This window comes from Butyricicoccus pullicaecorum DSM 23266 (genome assembly GCF_900167005.1).
In the GTDB taxonomy this organism is placed as follows: Bacteria; Bacillota; Clostridia; order Oscillospirales; family Butyricicoccaceae; genus Butyricicoccus; species Butyricicoccus pullicaecorum.
Genome location: NZ_FUXW01000001.1, coordinates 242302 through 258341, shown reverse-complemented (window position 1 = coordinate 258341; position 16040 = coordinate 242302). Strand labels below are relative to the sequence as shown.

13 protein-coding genes, 3 tRNA genes and 1 riboswitch are annotated in these 16040 nt (G+C 55.7%); of the genes, 10 read left to right on the top strand and 6 right to left on the bottom strand.

Translation table 11 applies throughout. The features are described 5' to 3' along the window. Positions 1-423 precede the first annotated feature (423 nt). From B5D52_RS01335 to B5D52_RS01320, 3 genes are all read right to left on the bottom strand, one after another. A tRNA-Leu gene (locus B5D52_RS01335) sits at positions 424-507 on the bottom strand. Positions 508-654: 147 nt separating this feature from the next. Beyond that, complete coding sequence (locus B5D52_RS01330) at positions 655-2013, bottom strand: MATE family efflux transporter (RefSeq protein ID WP_016147747.1); 1359 nt, start codon at positions 2011-2013, stop codon at positions 655-657. 546 nt (positions 2014-2559) lie between these two features. Then, a complete protein-coding gene (locus B5D52_RS01320) occupies positions 2560-3516 on the bottom strand; it encodes a ketopantoate reductase family protein (RefSeq protein WP_016147749.1) in 957 nt (318 codons plus the stop codon). A 199-nt stretch (positions 3517-3715) separates the two neighbouring features. On the opposite strand from B5D52_RS01320, the gene B5D52_RS01315 reads away from it, so the two are divergent. From B5D52_RS01315 to B5D52_RS01295, 5 genes are all read left to right on the top strand, one after another. Beyond that, on the top strand, positions 3716-6280 hold the full coding sequence (locus B5D52_RS01315) for a translation factor GTPase family protein (RefSeq protein ID WP_016147750.1): 2565 nt from the start codon (positions 3716-3718) through the stop codon (positions 6278-6280). Between the two features lie 219 nt (positions 6281-6499). Then, positions 6500-6685: riboswitch (cobalamin riboswitch) on the top strand. Positions 6686-6818: 133 nt separating this feature from the next. Then, positions 6819-7880 (top strand): ABC transporter substrate-binding protein, encoded by a 1062-nt coding sequence (locus B5D52_RS01310; protein ID WP_016147751.1) that lies wholly within the window; start codon positions 6819-6821, stop codon positions 7878-7880. Positions 7881-7883: 3 nt separating this feature from the next. Next, positions 7884-8954 carry a FecCD family ABC transporter permease gene (locus tag B5D52_RS01305; protein WP_016147752.1) on the top strand — a complete coding sequence of 357 codons (1071 nt, stop codon included), beginning with the start codon at positions 7884-7886 and terminating at the stop codon, positions 8952-8954. Then, the gene (locus B5D52_RS01300) at positions 8954-9724 is read left to right on the top strand and encodes an ABC transporter ATP-binding protein (RefSeq protein ID WP_016147753.1); all 771 of its coding nucleotides are present in this window, start codon (positions 8954-8956) and stop codon (positions 9722-9724) included. The genes B5D52_RS01305 and B5D52_RS01300 overlap by 1 nt, the downstream gene beginning before the upstream one ends. Positions 9725-9812: 88 nt before the next feature. Continuing rightward, positions 9813-10364: an alpha/beta hydrolase gene (locus tag B5D52_RS01295; protein WP_016147754.1), complete on the top strand. Its 552-nt coding sequence runs from the start codon at positions 9813-9815 to the stop codon at positions 10362-10364. A gap of 132 nt (positions 10365-10496) precedes the next feature. On the opposite strand, the gene B5D52_RS16795 is transcribed toward B5D52_RS01295, so the two are convergent. Next, entirely contained in the window at positions 10497-10667 is a 171-nt protein-coding gene (locus B5D52_RS16795; RefSeq protein WP_413813318.1) for a helix-turn-helix domain-containing protein, read from the bottom strand. A gap of 187 nt (positions 10668-10854) precedes the next feature. Between B5D52_RS16795 and B5D52_RS01285 the strand changes: the two genes are divergently transcribed. Then, on the top strand, positions 10855-11742 hold the full coding sequence (locus B5D52_RS01285; protein WP_016147756.1) for a hypothetical protein: 888 nt from the start codon (positions 10855-10857) through the stop codon (positions 11740-11742). After that, a complete protein-coding gene (locus B5D52_RS01280) occupies positions 11733-12224 on the top strand; it encodes a hypothetical protein (protein ID WP_016147757.1) in 492 nt (163 codons plus the stop codon). The genes B5D52_RS01285 and B5D52_RS01280 overlap by 10 nt, the downstream gene beginning before the upstream one ends. A gap of 217 nt (positions 12225-12441) precedes the next feature. On the opposite strand, the gene B5D52_RS01275 is transcribed toward B5D52_RS01280, so the two are convergent. Continuing rightward, a tRNA-Ser gene (locus B5D52_RS01275) sits at positions 12442-12531 on the bottom strand. 147 nt (positions 12532-12678) lie between these two features. Continuing rightward, positions 12679-12767: transfer RNA gene (locus B5D52_RS01270), tRNA-Ser, on the bottom strand. A gap of 231 nt (positions 12768-12998) precedes the next feature. On the opposite strand from B5D52_RS01270, the gene B5D52_RS01265 reads away from it, so the two are divergent. Genes B5D52_RS01265 through B5D52_RS01255 form a run of 3 tightly spaced genes read left to right on the top strand, consistent with a single transcriptional unit; the run spans position 12999 to position 16011 of the window. Continuing rightward, entirely contained in the window at positions 12999-13685 is a 687-nt protein-coding gene (locus B5D52_RS01265; protein ID WP_016147758.1) for a response regulator transcription factor, read from the top strand. Continuing rightward, positions 13682-15358, top strand: a complete 1677-nt coding sequence (locus B5D52_RS01260) for a sensor histidine kinase (protein ID WP_016147759.1) — start codon at positions 13682-13684, stop codon at positions 15356-15358. Before B5D52_RS01265 ends, B5D52_RS01260 begins: the two co-directional genes overlap by 4 nt. After that, positions 15355-16011 (top strand): 4'-phosphopantetheinyl transferase family protein, encoded by a 657-nt coding sequence (locus B5D52_RS01255; RefSeq protein WP_016147760.1) that lies wholly within the window; start codon positions 15355-15357, stop codon positions 16009-16011. Before B5D52_RS01260 ends, B5D52_RS01255 begins: the two co-directional genes overlap by 4 nt. The last annotated feature ends 29 nt before the right edge of the window (positions 16012-16040 follow it).

The following is a 16040-nucleotide window of genomic DNA, read 5'->3' as shown; positions in this document are numbered from 1 at the left end:
TCCTTCCTAAATTTGAATAGACAAAACGGCGCGTTTACACACGCCGCCCAGCTATCATTCTTTCAATTATCCCTGTCTTTTACAGGGTTCAAGTCTTGTCCAAACTGCTGTGCAAAAACAACTTGCGATGCCGTTTCAAAAAGACTTGTTTTATAATCTTGGTGCGGGTAACAGGACTTCAAAACACTACTGTGTTTTGAATGTGAAATCCCGCAGGGTTCAAGTCCTGTCTGGACTGCTGCGCAAACACAACCTGCACTACACACTCGAAAAGACTTGTTATGAAAAATGTGGTGCGGGTAACAGGACTTGAAAACACTACTGTGTTTTGAATGTGAAATCCCGCAGGGTTCAAGTCCTGTCTGGACTGCTGCGCAAACACAACCTGCACTACACACTCGAAAAGACTTGTTATGAAAAATGTGGTGCGGGTAACAGGACTTGAACCTGCACGTCTGGGACACCAGAACCTAAATCTGGCGCGTCTGCCAATTCCGCCATACCCGCATATTGTTTTTCTATTATACGATATCCGCCGCCATTTGTCCAGCACCGAAACCAAAAAACCATTCCGCCGTTCTTCTTTCCTCACCCTATTTTCTCCCAAAATACAAAAAACGCGGGAAAATCCCGCGTTTCTCGACATTTTTATCCTTATACTTTCACCTGATCGGCTATCCCGTGCATGCTATCCTTGCGAAAACCCGGATGTTTGAACACCTGAACAACCAACGGAATGACCATCAAAATCCAGACGATCGGCTCGGCGATGATGACACCAAAATATGCCAGTTTGGGTGTCAAGAACAGTACAACTGCCACTTTGCCAAAGAGCTCAATCCCACTCGACAGAAGCGGTGTCCAGCGATCACCCACACCCTGAAGCGCATTGCGCAGAATGGAAATTGCTGCCGTGACAAAGTAAAACAGCGTATCGACCCGCAGATACAGACTTGCGGTATCGATCACCTCCTGGTTTTCCGTACCGGTCACCATGCGGATGAGCATGGGCACTATGGTATAGCTGAGCACGATCACAACCGCACAAGCTGTCCACGCAATGCACAGCGCCAGCCAGAGACCCTTGCGAATACGATCGGGACGGCGTGCGCCGAAGTTCTGACTGCAATAGGTCGCCATGGTCGCACCCAATACCGACATGGGCAGCATAAACAACTCTGTCAGGCGACGCGCCGCCGTGTGTGCGACAATAATGCTCTCACCAAAGGTATTGATGACACCTTGAAGCACGACCGAACCGATATTAACCAGGCAGTACATGAGCGCCATGGACAGACCAGCGCCATACAGCTGGGCAGCCATGTGACGTGTGACGCGGAAGTCCGCACCGTGCGGCCACAGTTCCGGGTACTTGCGATGGGCATAGACCAGACAGCACACAACTGATACTGCCTGCGCTGCAACGGTCGCCAATGCTGCACCCTGCACTCCCAGCTGGAACACACCGACACACAAGAGGTCAAGTCCAACGTTGAGCACCGAGGCGAGTACCAGAAAGATCAGCGGCGTTACCGAGTCACCCACCGCGCGAAGTGTGGCCGCCGAGGCGTTATAGAGCATGGTTGCCAGCATGCCGAGCAGAATGATACGAAAATAAGCTGCCGACTGTGCGAGCAGGTGCTCAGGCGTGTTGAGCAAGCGCAAAATCTGCGGCAGAAAGGCTACTGTGAGCGCAGTGAGCGTGAGCGCAGTCACAACGGCAAGCACAAAGATCGAACCCACCGACCGACGCACTTCGTCCCGGTCTCCGGCACCAAAATAACGCGCCGGAATCATGGCAAAACCAGTCGTGAGTCCTGTCATCATACCGATGACCAGACTGTTCAGCGAGCCGGTTGCACCGACTGCCGCCAGCGCGGTATCGCCCAAAAAGCTGCCCACGATGCGCGTATCCGCCAGATTGTAGAATAACTGAAACAGATTACCGATCAAAATCGGAATGGCAAAGCCCACGATAAGCGGTAAGGGCTTGCCCTTGGTCAAGTCTTTCACGTTGTCCCATCCTTTGGTCTAAAGTCAAAAAAAGTGTCGGCTGAAACCGACTGTATCAGTATAAGCGCATTGTCTTTCGCTTTCAATATGCGATTTTACCGAATTTTTACAGTTTTCCAACCACGATACGCACACGCTCGTTTTCCAGCGTTATATACAAATATGTTTCTTTATAATTGTGTAATACGTCCAGGAAACGCACGCACAGTTTCTCGACATTTTGTACAAGAAACGCATTGTATTTTTGTGCTATCTGTATATAATTAAAAATGTAATCAAGAAAAGCATCCAATACAAAATATATACTTCTACACAAGGAGGCAACCATCATGGGCAAGAAGCTTGATTTACTGGCCGAAGGATTTTTCTACGCACTGGCAAACGCGAACCGCATGACCCCTCCGGTTGTGGACGAGTATCTGCGCCGCGCAAAGTAAATATTTGCAACGAAAGCACTGATTTCCAGCAAAAAGTCAGTGCTTTTATTTTGCTCTTACGCAAAAAGTCATGCCTTTATCTGGCATGACTTTTCTTTTGGTACGTTTTTTATTCTTTATCCGGTCCAACATCGAACGCACCCGCGTTCTTCTGTTCCAGCACGCGGATCATGTGGTAAAACAGGTCGCTGATGGGCGTGGGTACACCATATTCCCGTCCCAGACGGGACAGCGTTCCCGAAAACATTTCTACCTCAGTCGGTCTGCCCGCCTCAATGTCCTGCAAGGTGGACGGCTTGCCCCACGCGGGCACGCACTTTGCCATTTCGCGCTGGCGGATGAGGTCATCCTCACCCAGATCGACGCCCATACGCTGCGCCACCGCGATGACCTCCCGGCAGGATGCCTCGCGAATCCAGTTCGCGTCGTTTCCGTCCTCGTACCACGCAGCATAGGGAATGCCCAGAATGGCCGCAGACTGATTTTCGCTGACGTTTGCCATGTACTTGGCCCACTTAATCCGAATCATATCGTCCGGATTTTCGTAGTGCAGTCCAGCGCGGTCGAACAGTTCCTGCACCCGTGCGACGCGGTCGCTGATTTCGTGGTTTTTAGACTCACCGAAATAATAGGTGCCCAGATTGGGGTCGTAGGTGCACACGCCGTTCTGCATGAGAACAGCGCGGCGCACCATGCCGTAAATCACATGCTCCCAGCCGTAAACCTCTGCAATCATCTTCTCGGCGCTGATACCGTTGAGAAAGGGCAAAATAATGGTATTCTCCCCCACCTGACCGGCAATGTCCTGAATTGCCTGCTCAAGTCCGCCAAATTTAACGGTTACGATCACAAGGTCGGCCGGTGTGGTCTGCTCGCCCGGTGATACGATCTGAAAATGGCAGTTTTCACCGTTGATGGTCACGCCCTGCTGCTCCAGTCGTTCCCGGCGTGCACCATCCGCGATGACCCGGAAATTCTCATAACCAACCGCGCGGCACAATTCCCGCGACAGCGAGCAGCCAATGCCGCCCAATCCGATCAGCGCTACCGTTTTGATCTGTTCCATCTGAAACGCCCCCTAAAAAGTCATGTTTTTCGTCTTATTGTATCATATCCTGTCTGTGCTGACAACGCGTATTCACGTCTGTCCCTTTTAACACCACGTATTTTGTGATATACTTTGTAGTATATTGGCTGATTGCAGCCTTTTTCCACTCATCAGGCGGGTTCTAGCTTCCCGCCGTACATTTTGGAGCGATTGACCGATGAAAAAACTTGTTATTGGCATTTTAGCCCATGTCGACGCGGGCAAAACCACGCTGTCCGAAGGGCTTTTATATCTTTCCGGTGCGCTGCGCCGCCGCGGACGTGTCGACCACAAGGACGCATTCTTGGACACCGACGCGATTGAACGCGAGCGCGGCATCACGATTTTTTCCAAGCAGGCCGTCTTCCCGCTCGGAGACGACGTGCAGGTCACCCTGCTGGACACTCCTGGTCACGTGGACTTTTCCGCTGAGATGGAGCGCACCTTGCAGGTGCTCGACTGCGCCATTCTGGTCGTAAGCGGTACCGACGGCGTACAGGGACACACACTGACGCTGTGGCAGCTGCTCGAGCGGCGCGGCATTCCGACCTTCCTGTTCGTCAACAAGATGGACCTGCCGGGCGCCGACCGCACCGCGCTGCTTGCCGACCTGCAAACCCAGCTGTCCGACGGCTGCATCGACTTTTCGGACACGCCGGACGCGCTCTACGAGGCGCTTGCGACCACCGACGAGGAACTGCTCGACCGCTATCTTGCAGGCGAGATGCCGACCGACGCGCAGATTGCCGGTCTGATTGCCTCCCGCCGTGTTTTCCCCTGCTTCTTTGGCGCGGCGCTGCCGCTCGATGGCGTACAGGAATTTCTGGACGGTCTATCCCGCTTTGCGCGCATCCCCGACTATTCGGGCGACTTCGCCGCCCGCGTCTTTAAGATTACCCGCGACGAACAGGGCGCTCGCCTGACCCATTTGAAGGTCACAGGCGGCAGTCTGACCGTGCGCAGCGCGATTTCGGGTGAGACTCGCGGCGAGAGCTGGCAGGAAAAGGTCAGCCAGATTCGCATTTACTCAGGTACGCGCTTTCAGACCACCGACCGTGCCGATGCAGGCACGGTATGCGCGGTAACCGGTCTGACCCAGACCTATCCCGGTCAGGCGCTGGGCGCCGACCCGGGTGGTGAAGCCGCTGTGCTCGAACCGGTTCTGACCTATCGCGTGCTGCCGCCCGACGGCTGTGACAGTCATACCTTGCTGCAAAAACTCCGTCTGATCGAGGAAGAAGACCCGCTTTTGCGTGTGCTGTGGAGCGAAGCGCTCGAGGAAATCCACATTCAGCTCATGGGACAGGTGCAGCTCGAGGTACTCACCCGCCTGCTCGACGAGCGGTTTGGTCTGGCGGTCACCTTCGATCAGGGCAATATCGTATACAAGGAGACCATCCAAAATGCGGTCATCGGCATCGGTCACTTTGAGCCGCTGCGCCACTATGCCGAGGTGCATCTGCTGATCGAACCTGCCGAGCGCGGCAGCGGCATCACGCTGGACACCCGCTGTCCGGCTGACCAGCTCGACCCGTCCTATCAGAGACTCATCCTAACCCACCTCGCCGAGCGCGAACACCCGGGTGTACTGACTGGTGCGCCGCTGACCGACGTGAACATCACAGTGCTGGCCGGACGGTCGCACGTCAAGCACACCGAGGGCGGCGACTTCCGGCAGGCGACCTACCGTGCGGTGCGTCAGGGATTGATGCAGGCGGACAGCGTGCTGCTCGAGCCGTGGTATGCCTTTACGCTGCGCGTGCCGCAGGGCAATGTTGGCCGCGCAATGACCGACATCCAGCGCATGAGCGGTACTTTTGAATCTCCCATCCAGCAAGGCGAGTTTGCCGTGCTGACCGGTGAGATTCCGGTTGCATCAGCACGCGGCTACGCCGCCGAGGTCACCGCATACACCAGCGGACGCGGTCAGCTGTCATGCACGCTGCTCGGCTATCGTCCGTGCCATAACGCCGATGCAGTCATCGAGGCTGCGGGCTACGACCCCGAGCGCGATGTGGACAACCCGACCGGCTCGGTCTTCTGCTCGCACGGTGCGGGTTATCTCGTTCCTTGGAACGAAGTCCCCGCGCACGCGCATGTCGATTCCGGTCTGTCTCTCACGCCCAAGGACGAACCTCAGCGCACGCCGCAGCGTGCAGCGGTCTGGTCGGGCGGTAGCGGTCTAGACGCCGAACTGGAAGAAATCTTTGTGCGCACTTATGGCCCGATCAAAAACCGTGGATTGGACGCATTCCGGCAGAGCCTCAAGCGCACCCCGCCGCCCTCGGTCGACAATCTCTCACGCGTCAAGCCTGACGACTATCTGCTGGTTGACGGCTACAACATCATCTTTGCATGGGACGAGCTCAAAGCCCTCGCCGACGACGATCTGGATGCTGCCCGCTCGGCGCTCATCCACCTGCTGAGCAACTATCAGGGCGTCAAAAAATGTCACCTCATTCTGGTCTTCGATGCCTACCGTGTCAAGGACAATCCCGGCTCGATCGAGAAGGTGCACGGCATCCACGTGGTCTACACCAAGACCGCCGAGACCGCCGACATGTACATCGAGAAAGCGTCCTATGATCTGTCTCGCGCCCACCGCGTCAAGGTCGCGACCTCGGACGGTCTGGAACAGGCCATCATTCTGGGTCACGGCTCCGAGCGCATGACGGCAAACGAACTGCTCTGGGAAGTTCGCGCCGCCTGCCAGCAGATCGAGGACTTTCTGCGCCATCAGTGACCTTACCCTATGCCAAATGCTTATAGCACACGGTGCTTTTCGATGAAAATCGCATCGGGCTTGACCACGTTCCGGGCTGCACGCTCAATTTCTCCAATTTTTCGCACGCGCTGCCGGTCAAAGCAGCTCGGTAAGCTATGACAAACCGGATGTGTTCCGGCTATTCCGTTCGGTTATACCCCCTCTATTGACATTCGTCAGGCCGCGGGCTATCATAAGGCTAACCAATCAGTTCAGTGCCCATCCACATGGGATGGGATAATAGGAAATCGGGTGCAAATCCCGAGCGATCCGGTCACTGTGAAACGGGAGCGTCTCCGTAAAAGCGCCATTGTCCGACGGACGAGAAGGCACGGAAATGCTGTGAACGTAAGCCAGGAAGCCTGCTGAACTGTGCTGGTGGGAACTTCCGCAGAAAGCGTCCCGCCGGCCGGTGCGCCGATCTGTGGTGCCGGTCTGCCTGCTTTTGCCCTGTTCTCACCGAACAGGGCTTTTTTGTGCCCCAAATCGACAAAAAATCAAAGGAGATCGATCACCCATGAACCTCGGAAAACGCCTGTTAGCCGGCGCACTCGGTCTGTGTCTGGTCTTTTCGCTCACCGCCTGCGGCGGCAGCAGCCAAAACACGCAATCCACCACGCCTGCTACGTCCGAGACGACGACGCAGTCGTCCGGCTATCCCCTGACCATCACCACCTACAACTACGCACGGCAGCCGGTGGAAGAGACCTTCCAAAAGGCGCCCGAGCGCGTATGGGCACAGGGTCAGGATAACATCGAGATCCTGCTCGCACTCGGTCTTGCCGACAAGATCGTAGGCGCATGCGGCCTGGACGGTGCAGTCCGCGCCGACTTGCAGGATGAATTTGAGACCATCAACTATTATGATACCTTCCCCGGCAAGGAGACCGTGCTCGGTCTTCAGCCCGACTTCATCACCGGCTGGTACAGCACCTTTGACGACAAGCGCATGGGTGATGTTGGCTTCTGGCACGAACGCGGCGTGAACACCTACATGGCGCTCAACAGCGCATGTCGCGGTTCGTCGACCGACGCGCCCCAGACGATCGCCGAGGAGATGGAAGACATTATGACGCTGGGCAAGATCTTCGGCGTAGAAGATCGCGCACAGCAGCTTGTGGACGAGATCCAGGACGAACTGGTCAAGATCCAGGACTATGTAAAGGACAAAGAGCCGCCGCGCATCGCCGTTCTGGAGGATGAGGGTGACAGCTACCGCGTGTACAGTCACACAACGCTGGGCGGCAACGTCGCGGAGCAGGTGGGTGCCGTGCTTGCCGTCGGTGCAGACGACAACACGGCGAACATCTCGGCCGAAGAATTGATTTCTGTCAACCCCGATGCCATCTTTATGGTCTGGTATGAGGGCTATACGGTCGGTGAGACCGACTACGCAGGCGATCAGGTGGTCGAACTGCTCACCAAGGACCCCAAGTTCGCCTCGCTCAGCGCGGTGCAGAACGGCAAGGTCTTCCCCATCAACCTGTCGGGCATCTATTGCAGCGGCATGCGCACGCTGGACGGTGTGCTGGACTTCGCGCAGGCACTCTACCCCGACCTGTACCCGGATGCCAAATAAGCCATGAAACAAAACGGAATACTTCGCGGTCGACCGACCTATCTGTTGGTCATCGCGCTTCTGACTGCTGCCGTCCTGCTCTCGCTTGCGGCAGCGGTCACCCTGGGCTCGGTAGACATCTCCATCGGAGAGGTCTACCGCGTCATTTTGTTTAAAACCTTTGGACTGGGCGACCCGGCGGTCTACGGCACAGGTGCGGTCAGTGACATTGTGTGGTTTGTCCGTCTGCCCCGGCTGGTACTCGCCGTCGGCGTAGGCATGTGTCTGTCGCTTGCCGGCGTGGTCATGCAGGCCATCGTGCGCAATCCCTTGGCCGACCCCTACGTGCTCGGTGTATCCTCGGGCGCGTCGCTCGGCGCTTCCCTCGCCATTCTGACCGGTGTGGGTACCGGTCTGCTCGGCGCAAACGCGCCCGGTGTACTGGCATTCATCGGTGCATTCGCCGTGTCAGTCGCCGTGGTCGCACTGGCAAACCTCGGCGGACGCGCCAACGCGGTCAAGCTGCTACTCGCCGGTACCGCGCTGTCGTCGGTGTGTGCAGCCTTCTCCAACTTTCTACTCTACCTGTCGGCAAGCGCCAACGCCGCCCAGACGCTCATGCGCTGGACGATGGGCAGTCTGGCCGGTGCCGAATGGCCGACCAACATCCCCATTCTGGTCATCAGCCTGCTCGGACTGCTCTTTTTCTGGAGTCAGTTCCGCACGCTCAACCTCATGCTGCTCGGTGACGACACCGCGCTCACGCTGGGCGTCGATCTGCACCGCAGACGGCTTGCCTATCTGCTCGTCGCCTCTCTGCTGGTCGGCTGCGCGGTCTACACCGCCGGGCTCATTGGCTTTGTCGGTCTGGTCATCCCGCACATCGTGCGCATCCTGTTCGGCTCCGACCACAAAAAGATCGTGCCGATCTCGGCGCTGCTTGGTGCCATCTTCCTGTTGTGGGCAGACGTGCTCTGCCGCGTGCTCATTCCGGGTGCCGAGCTGCCCATCGGCGTGCTCACCGCCATGATTGGTGCACCCTGCTTTATCTGGCTCATGATACGCCGCAAATACGGTTTTGGAGGTGGAGACTGATGGAAATTCGTACCGATGACCTGCACGCCATGCTGGGCGGCACGGAGATTCTGCACGGCATTGACTTTACCGCCGGTGACCGCTCGCTGGTCGGCGTGATCGGCCCCAACGGATCGGGCAAGTCCACGCTGCTCAAGTGCATCTACCGCGTGCTCAAGCCATCCGAGGGTGCGGTTTTTGTGGACGGTCAGCCGCTTTCCGAATACCGTGTCCGCGACTCCGCCAAAAAGATCGCCGTGCTTGCGCAGCACAACTTCTATAACTTCGAGTTTACCGTGCAGGATGTCGTGCTCATGGGACGTGCACCGCACAAACGGGCGCTGGAACGCGACTCGGCAGCCGATTTCAAGATCGTGCATGAGGCGATGGAGCGCGTTGGCGTTGCCTCGCTGCGTGACCGCTTGTTTTCCACCCTGTCCGGCGGTGAGCAGCAGCGCGTCCTGCTCGCCCGCGCACTGGCTCAGCAAACACCCTGTCTGATTCTGGACGAGCCGACCAACCATCTGGACATCAAATATCAGCTGGAACTGCTCGACCTGGTGCGTAGTCTGGACCGCACGGTCATTGCCGCCATCCACGATCTGAACATCGCTGCTATGTACTGCGATACCATTTTTGTCATGCAGTCCGGCCATATCGTCGCCGCTGGCGCTCCGCGCGACGTACTCACCCGCTCGCTCATCCGGTCGGTGTACGAAGTGGACGCCGACGTGTTCACCGACTCCGACGGTCTGCTGCGCGTGCTGTTTTATCCGCAGTCTCTTGTGTAGAATCGGTCTTCTTGTCGATTGCAGTATGCTTTCGTCTTATCCTGTGATATGATAAAGGAAACTCACATCTCCCACGGAGGCCGTTTTTATGAAACTCGCTTTGATCTTTCCCGGTATCGGCTACCACGCGGACAAGCCGCTGCTCTATTACAGCACGCGACTGGCACGCAATGCCGGATTTGACACCCGCACCATACAATATGCGCCATTCCCCGACGATGCGCTGCGTTCCAGAGAGCGCATGCTCGCATGCGTACGACAGGCGCTGGACGCTGCCGAAGCACAGTTCGGCAGCATTGACTTCACCCAGTGCGAAGAACTGCTCTTTATCTCCAAGAGCATCGGCACCGCGGTTGCCTCGCTGTTTGCCGACCGGCACGGCCTGACACCGTTCCACTTTTACTTTACCCCTGTGGATGCATCCCTGCCACGTTTACAGCCGCGCGGCATCGTATTTCACGGTACCGCCGACCCGCTGGCAACCACCGAGCTGGTCGCTGAGACCTGCCGGGAGAAGGAACTGCCGCTGCATCTGACCGGACATGGCAATCACTCGCTGGAAACCGGACAAGTGCTCGATGACGTGCGTGAGCTGCGCCATGTCCTCGAACTCTGTGAGCATTACCTGAAAACACTGTAAAAAACACCCCGGAACCGATTGGTTTCGGGGTGTACTTTTTTGAGATACAAAAAGAAAAGACCCGGAACATCCAAGTCTTTGTATCCATTGTTCTCTTCTTATCAAAATGTTACATCAATCTGCATTGCCCGTTTAGTCCGGAACATACACAATCAATTCCTTCACTTCACAATGAAACAAACCGCAGTACCGATCGAGCGTGCTCATTGTGAAATTATGATTATGTTTCAGGCGAGATATCTCCGCAGGATTGAGCATATATTCATATTCCAAATTATATGTACTAATTCCTCTTTCCTTCATCAAATTCCAAAATGGCTGCCACGAAATCATTGCTTTCTCCTGCTTCCGGTATATGCTGAAACCTACTCCTATTTACATCATAGAACAATATATTACATCTATGCAAGTTATTTTTTCATCGTGGTTGCTATATATTGGATTCACAGAGCTGTACATCTCTAGAAATCAATAGCAAAGGAGAACCATTATGGGAAAATCCGATAAAGTCAAAGAGCTGCAAAAGACCGACCAAAATTTTGTTGCTATGATGGACACCATGGAGAAAAGTCTGGATAACGCGATCGCATCGCATCAAAGCCATTTTGAGAAGAGTATCCAGGATTTTTATACGGGTGACTCCTTCAAGCACATTACCGTTCTGGAGAGCGGCGCACACCGCGATTACCAAATGCAGATGGACTTTACCATGTCCAACATCAGTGACGTCATCCGTATGACGGGCGAAGAAATTTTCGGTAAGAGCAGCTCATCTGAAAAAACACCGGAGCAGCAGAGCATTATCGATCCGCTCCAGCCCTACTATGATTGCGCCGTCAAGACGGCTACCGCTGCGCTTTCTAATGTACTTACGCTGCTTTCCTGGAGTCAGTCGGCTGAGTATATGATCGAGGAGCAGCATGTCTCTGTCGGACCGGGTATGACCCTGCATCTGCTGCTCCTCAACAAAGCCTTCCAAGGACAGACCAGTACCGATTCCAAAACCGTTCTGCAAAATTATATTGAGTACAAAATTATTTTTTCCCCGGAGCTCGGCAGCGCACAAGTCAATGTGCTCTATTTGCAGTCGCAGCTTACAGCCATGAACAGAAGTTTGGAGAAAAGCTCTGAATTCCAGGAAAAATTAAACGCACTCATGTTCAGCGATGAATATTGTGAAGAGGATATCGACGGCCCACTGCACAAAAAAGCAGCCAACTACGAGATTTGCCTCACCGATTTGAGAAATGCAATGATGCAGGCTCGTGCAGCCACGCTGGCGCTCCTGAAAGACTCCAGTGCCGATGGGCCGTTGACTTCCTGCCCGCATGCAAAGCTCAAAGAATATTTGGAAGGCAAGGGATTTGTATGCGCGTAATCGAACGTGTTCGTAACTTCATCAAAGATCCGCTCAATCGGGATAAAATCACCTTTTTGATGCAAAAGCGCGGTGGCTGGGAGCGCTGGTTTCAATTGGAGCTTGCATACTGGATCGCACACGACTTCAAGCAATATAAAGTCGAACTGGAAACACACGACTATGTTAATGGTGCGCTTCGGACAGATATATTGCTGACAAAAGGCACTGAATACAAAACCGCCGTCGAACTGAAATGCGAGCAGGCGAATGCTGACTCCAACCGATTTGTCCAGTCGGTATTCAATGACATTGAAAAAGCACAGCAGCTTTCATCCTCTATTACTGCGTTTACCGCAGTTGCCTTAATCCAAAACCCGGACACCATGGAGGTTGCAGATCAAATGCTGACCACCCTCACTGGGCAGCGCCCTGAGCTTATTTCTTTTGACTATGAAGGCTTTGATCTTCCCGGACTGTTATATTATAGCATTGTCCGGTAACCTGGCTGTTTCCTACGATATCTTCATATTTCACAACTCAAAGGACGACGATCACGGTCGTCCTTTCTTTATGTCTATTTTCTCGCACACAGCACCAGCAAGATTTCGCTCAAATTTTCCAAGGTGAATTGTGCGCCAGCACAAGAGAAGGTGGCCAGGGCCATTCAAATCCCTCGAAGAAAATAAAAAAAACCGGAACAAATTGTTCCGGTTTTTTTGGCGGAGAACGAGGGATTTGAACCCTCGCGACGCTTTCGCGCCCTACTCCCTTAGCAGGGGAGCCCCTTCACCACTTGGGTAGTTCTCCATTTTCACTTGTTCCGCCAATTAAAAATTGGCGGAGAGGGTGGGATTCCTTTTTCTGCGGAAAAAGCCACGGCGGTTGAAACATGCCACAGGCATGTTTCCAAGAGCCGCCTTTCGAATCCTATTTTATATTCCGCCAATTAAAAATTGGCGGAGAGGGTGGGATTCGAACCCACGCGCCCTTTCGGACAAACGGTTTTCAAGACCGCCTCGTTATGACCACTTCGATACCTCTCCGTATCACGTGTCCAATAAGCAGGTTCTATTATAGCATCGACCCTACCCCTTGTCAAGCACTTTTCTTTTTTATCTACATTTTACTTTTCCTGCCGGTTCGCCTTTACATGATTCCGGTATGATAGAATGTACAAAATTCGCGGTCTGCCTTGCCCTCACCGCGCAAAACCGATATACTAAATTTAGGTTTTCTGAAAAACCAAAATCCGCTCACGAATGAGGAATGCTGCCATGCCTACAATTTATTGTGTAGAAGACGACGTAAATATCCGCGAACTGGTACTGTACGCCCTGCGCGCTTCGGGCTTTGAAGCCGAAGGATTTGACAGTGCCGGACCGTTCTTTGAGCGCGTGGAAGAATCCTGTCCCGATCTTGCCCTGCTCGACATCATGCTGCCCGGTATGGACGGACTGACCATTCTGCACACGCTGCGCAACACCCCGCGCACGGCTTCCCTGCCGGTTATCCTGCTGACCGCCAAGACCGCCGAATATGACAAGGTACGCGGTCTGGACGACGGCGCAGACGACTATCTGTGCAAGCCCTTCGGGGTCATGGAGCTCATGTCCCGCATCAAGGCTGTTCTGCGCCGTGCTGCGCCCATGCAGCCCGCTTCCAGTGCGCTGACGCTGGGTGAGATCACGCTGGACACCGCCCGTCATACGGTCGAGGCTGCCGGTCAGCCGGTCGTATTGACGCTCAAGGAGTTCGATCTGCTGCACTACTTAATGGAGAACGCCGATATCGTACTCTCCCGCGAAAAGATCATGGAAGCCGTCTGGGGCTTTGGCTTTGAGGGTGAGAGCCGCACGGTGGACATGCACATTAAGACCCTGCGTCAGAAGCTGGGCACGCCCAGTGCACAGATTCAGACCGTGCGCGGCGTCGGCTACAAGATCGGAGCCGAGCCCAAATGAAAAAACAAATCTACCGCCGGATGCTGGCGTTGGCCATCCTGATCGCCCTGCTCACCAGTGGTGCCATGCTCGCGCTGCGTGTCCGGGACGGTCTGCATGAGCTGAGCGAACAGACTTCCCGTCAGGCTGCAATTGCTGCCGCCGGATATCTGGCCGCTGCCGATCCCGATGAGGCGCTGCACGCAATCGGCAACTCTGACACCTCGCGTGTGACCATGATTTCTGCCGACGGCACAGTGCTGTACGACTCCAACGCCGATGCCGCTACGATGGAAAATCATTCCAATCGCCCGGAGTTCGAAGCCGCTCGCGAGACAGGTACCGGTGAGGGCATCCGCATCTCGTCCACGCTCGACGAGCTGACCTGTTATGTCGCGCTGCGTCTGCCGAGCGGCGACGTGCTGCGTGTGGCCAACACGACCGACCTGCTTGTCCGCTCGCTGATCGACACCATTCCGGCTATGATCGTGGTCATCATTATCATCTGTCTGCTGTCGGCCTTTGTCTCGGCTCGTCTGACTGAGCAGCTCGTCCGCCCGATCAACGCCATCGACCCCACCAAGCCGCTCAAGACCGATGTATACGACGAGCTGACTCCGCTTTTGCGTCGACTCAACGCGCAGAATCAGCAGATCTCTCTGCAAATCGCCGCGCTGCGCCGCAAACAGATCGAATTTGATGCCATCACGGCAGGCATGGACGAAGGTCTGATTTTACTTGACGAGCACCTGTCCGTTCTGACGTGCAGCCGTGCTGCCCGCCGTCTGCTCGACGCGCCGGTCGCACCCGGTTTACCGCTCGATTCCTTTGAGTGTGACGAAGCCATTCTGCACGCCGCGCAGATCGCGCAGGCTGGTGAATCCACCGTCTACACCTTAGAGCGTGCCGGCAACCAGCTGCGCCTGTCCTTCAGCCCGGTGCACGTCGATGACGGCATTCGCGGCGTGGTCATGCTGGTGCTGGACATCTCCTCGCAGTACGCTGCCGAACAGTCCCGCCGCATGTTCACCGCAAACGTCACCCACGAGCTCAAAACCCCGCTGACCTCGGTACTGGGCTACGCCGAGATGATTCGTTACGGTCTGGCCAAGCCCGAGGATGTGCCCGGTTTTGCCTGTCGCATCCACGACGAGGCCGCCCGCCTGCTCGCGTTGGTCGACGACATTATGAAGCTGTCCCGTCTGGATGAAGGCCGCGGCAGTCTCAACTTTGAGGACATCGATTTGTACGAGCTGGCAGGTTCGGTGTGCGAGCGCATGAGCGACAAGGCGGCAAAGCATCAGGTACGCTTTGCCATGCACGGTGCGCCCTGCGTCATCCGTGGTATTCCCACCATGGTCGACGAAGTGGTCACCAACCTATGCGACAACGCCATCAAGTACAACCGTCCGGGTGGCACGGTGGACATCGAGCTCAAGAAAACCGCGTCGGGTGTCACCCTGCGCGTGGCCAACACCGGTGCTGCCATCCCGGCCGACTCCATCCCCCACATCTTCGAGCGCTTTTATCGCGCCGACGCTTCGCGCTCGCATGAAGTTCCGGGCACCGGCCTGGGTCTGTCCATCGTCAAGCACATCTGTGAGATTCACAGTGCGGTCATTTCGGTCACGTCCGAATCTGACAACACGGTATTTACTGTGCAGTGGCCGTCCGATCCCGGGGTGATGATGTGATCCCGCATGTCACAGTCTGTGAGGCATTGGTCACCCAGCTGTCACTCGATCAGTGCGAAACTCTGCTCTGTCCGTCCCGGTTGGATGCCCTGTCGCGCATCAGCCACCCGCAGGCGCAAGCTGCGTCCCTGACCGGTGACCTGCTGTTGTGTGCTGCTGTGCGTCACGTTCAACCGGATACCGCGTTCCCGCTCGTGCGGGCCGCACGGCCGTCCGGACAGCCCTATCTGACGGACTTTCCCGACCTGCACCTGTCCATCTCGCACAGCGGCGACCAAGTAGTCTGTGCGGTCGCGGATGTGCCGGTCGGCATCGATCTGGAACTGCCCCGCCCGGTGCGTCCCGGACTTGCCGCGCGATGGTTCGATGCCGACGAGCAAGCACTGATCGCACGCGATTCGTCTACTTTTTTCGATTTGTGGATGGTCAAGGAAGCCGTGCTCAAGGAAACCGGCTGCGGACTGGCACACGGTCTGCGCGAGGTTTCGGTCGCACTCGACCCACTTCCTCACCTGACGCGTCCGGTCTTTGGACAGTTACACGCAATCGCACGCGTTCGGCTGTCCTGCGGCCATCACGCCATGCTATCTGTTCCCGGAACGGTCTCGCCTGCCGTAACCGTCCTCTCGCCTCATATCACAGATTTTTTGTAAGTATTTACCGTCTGCACACAAATGCAGAC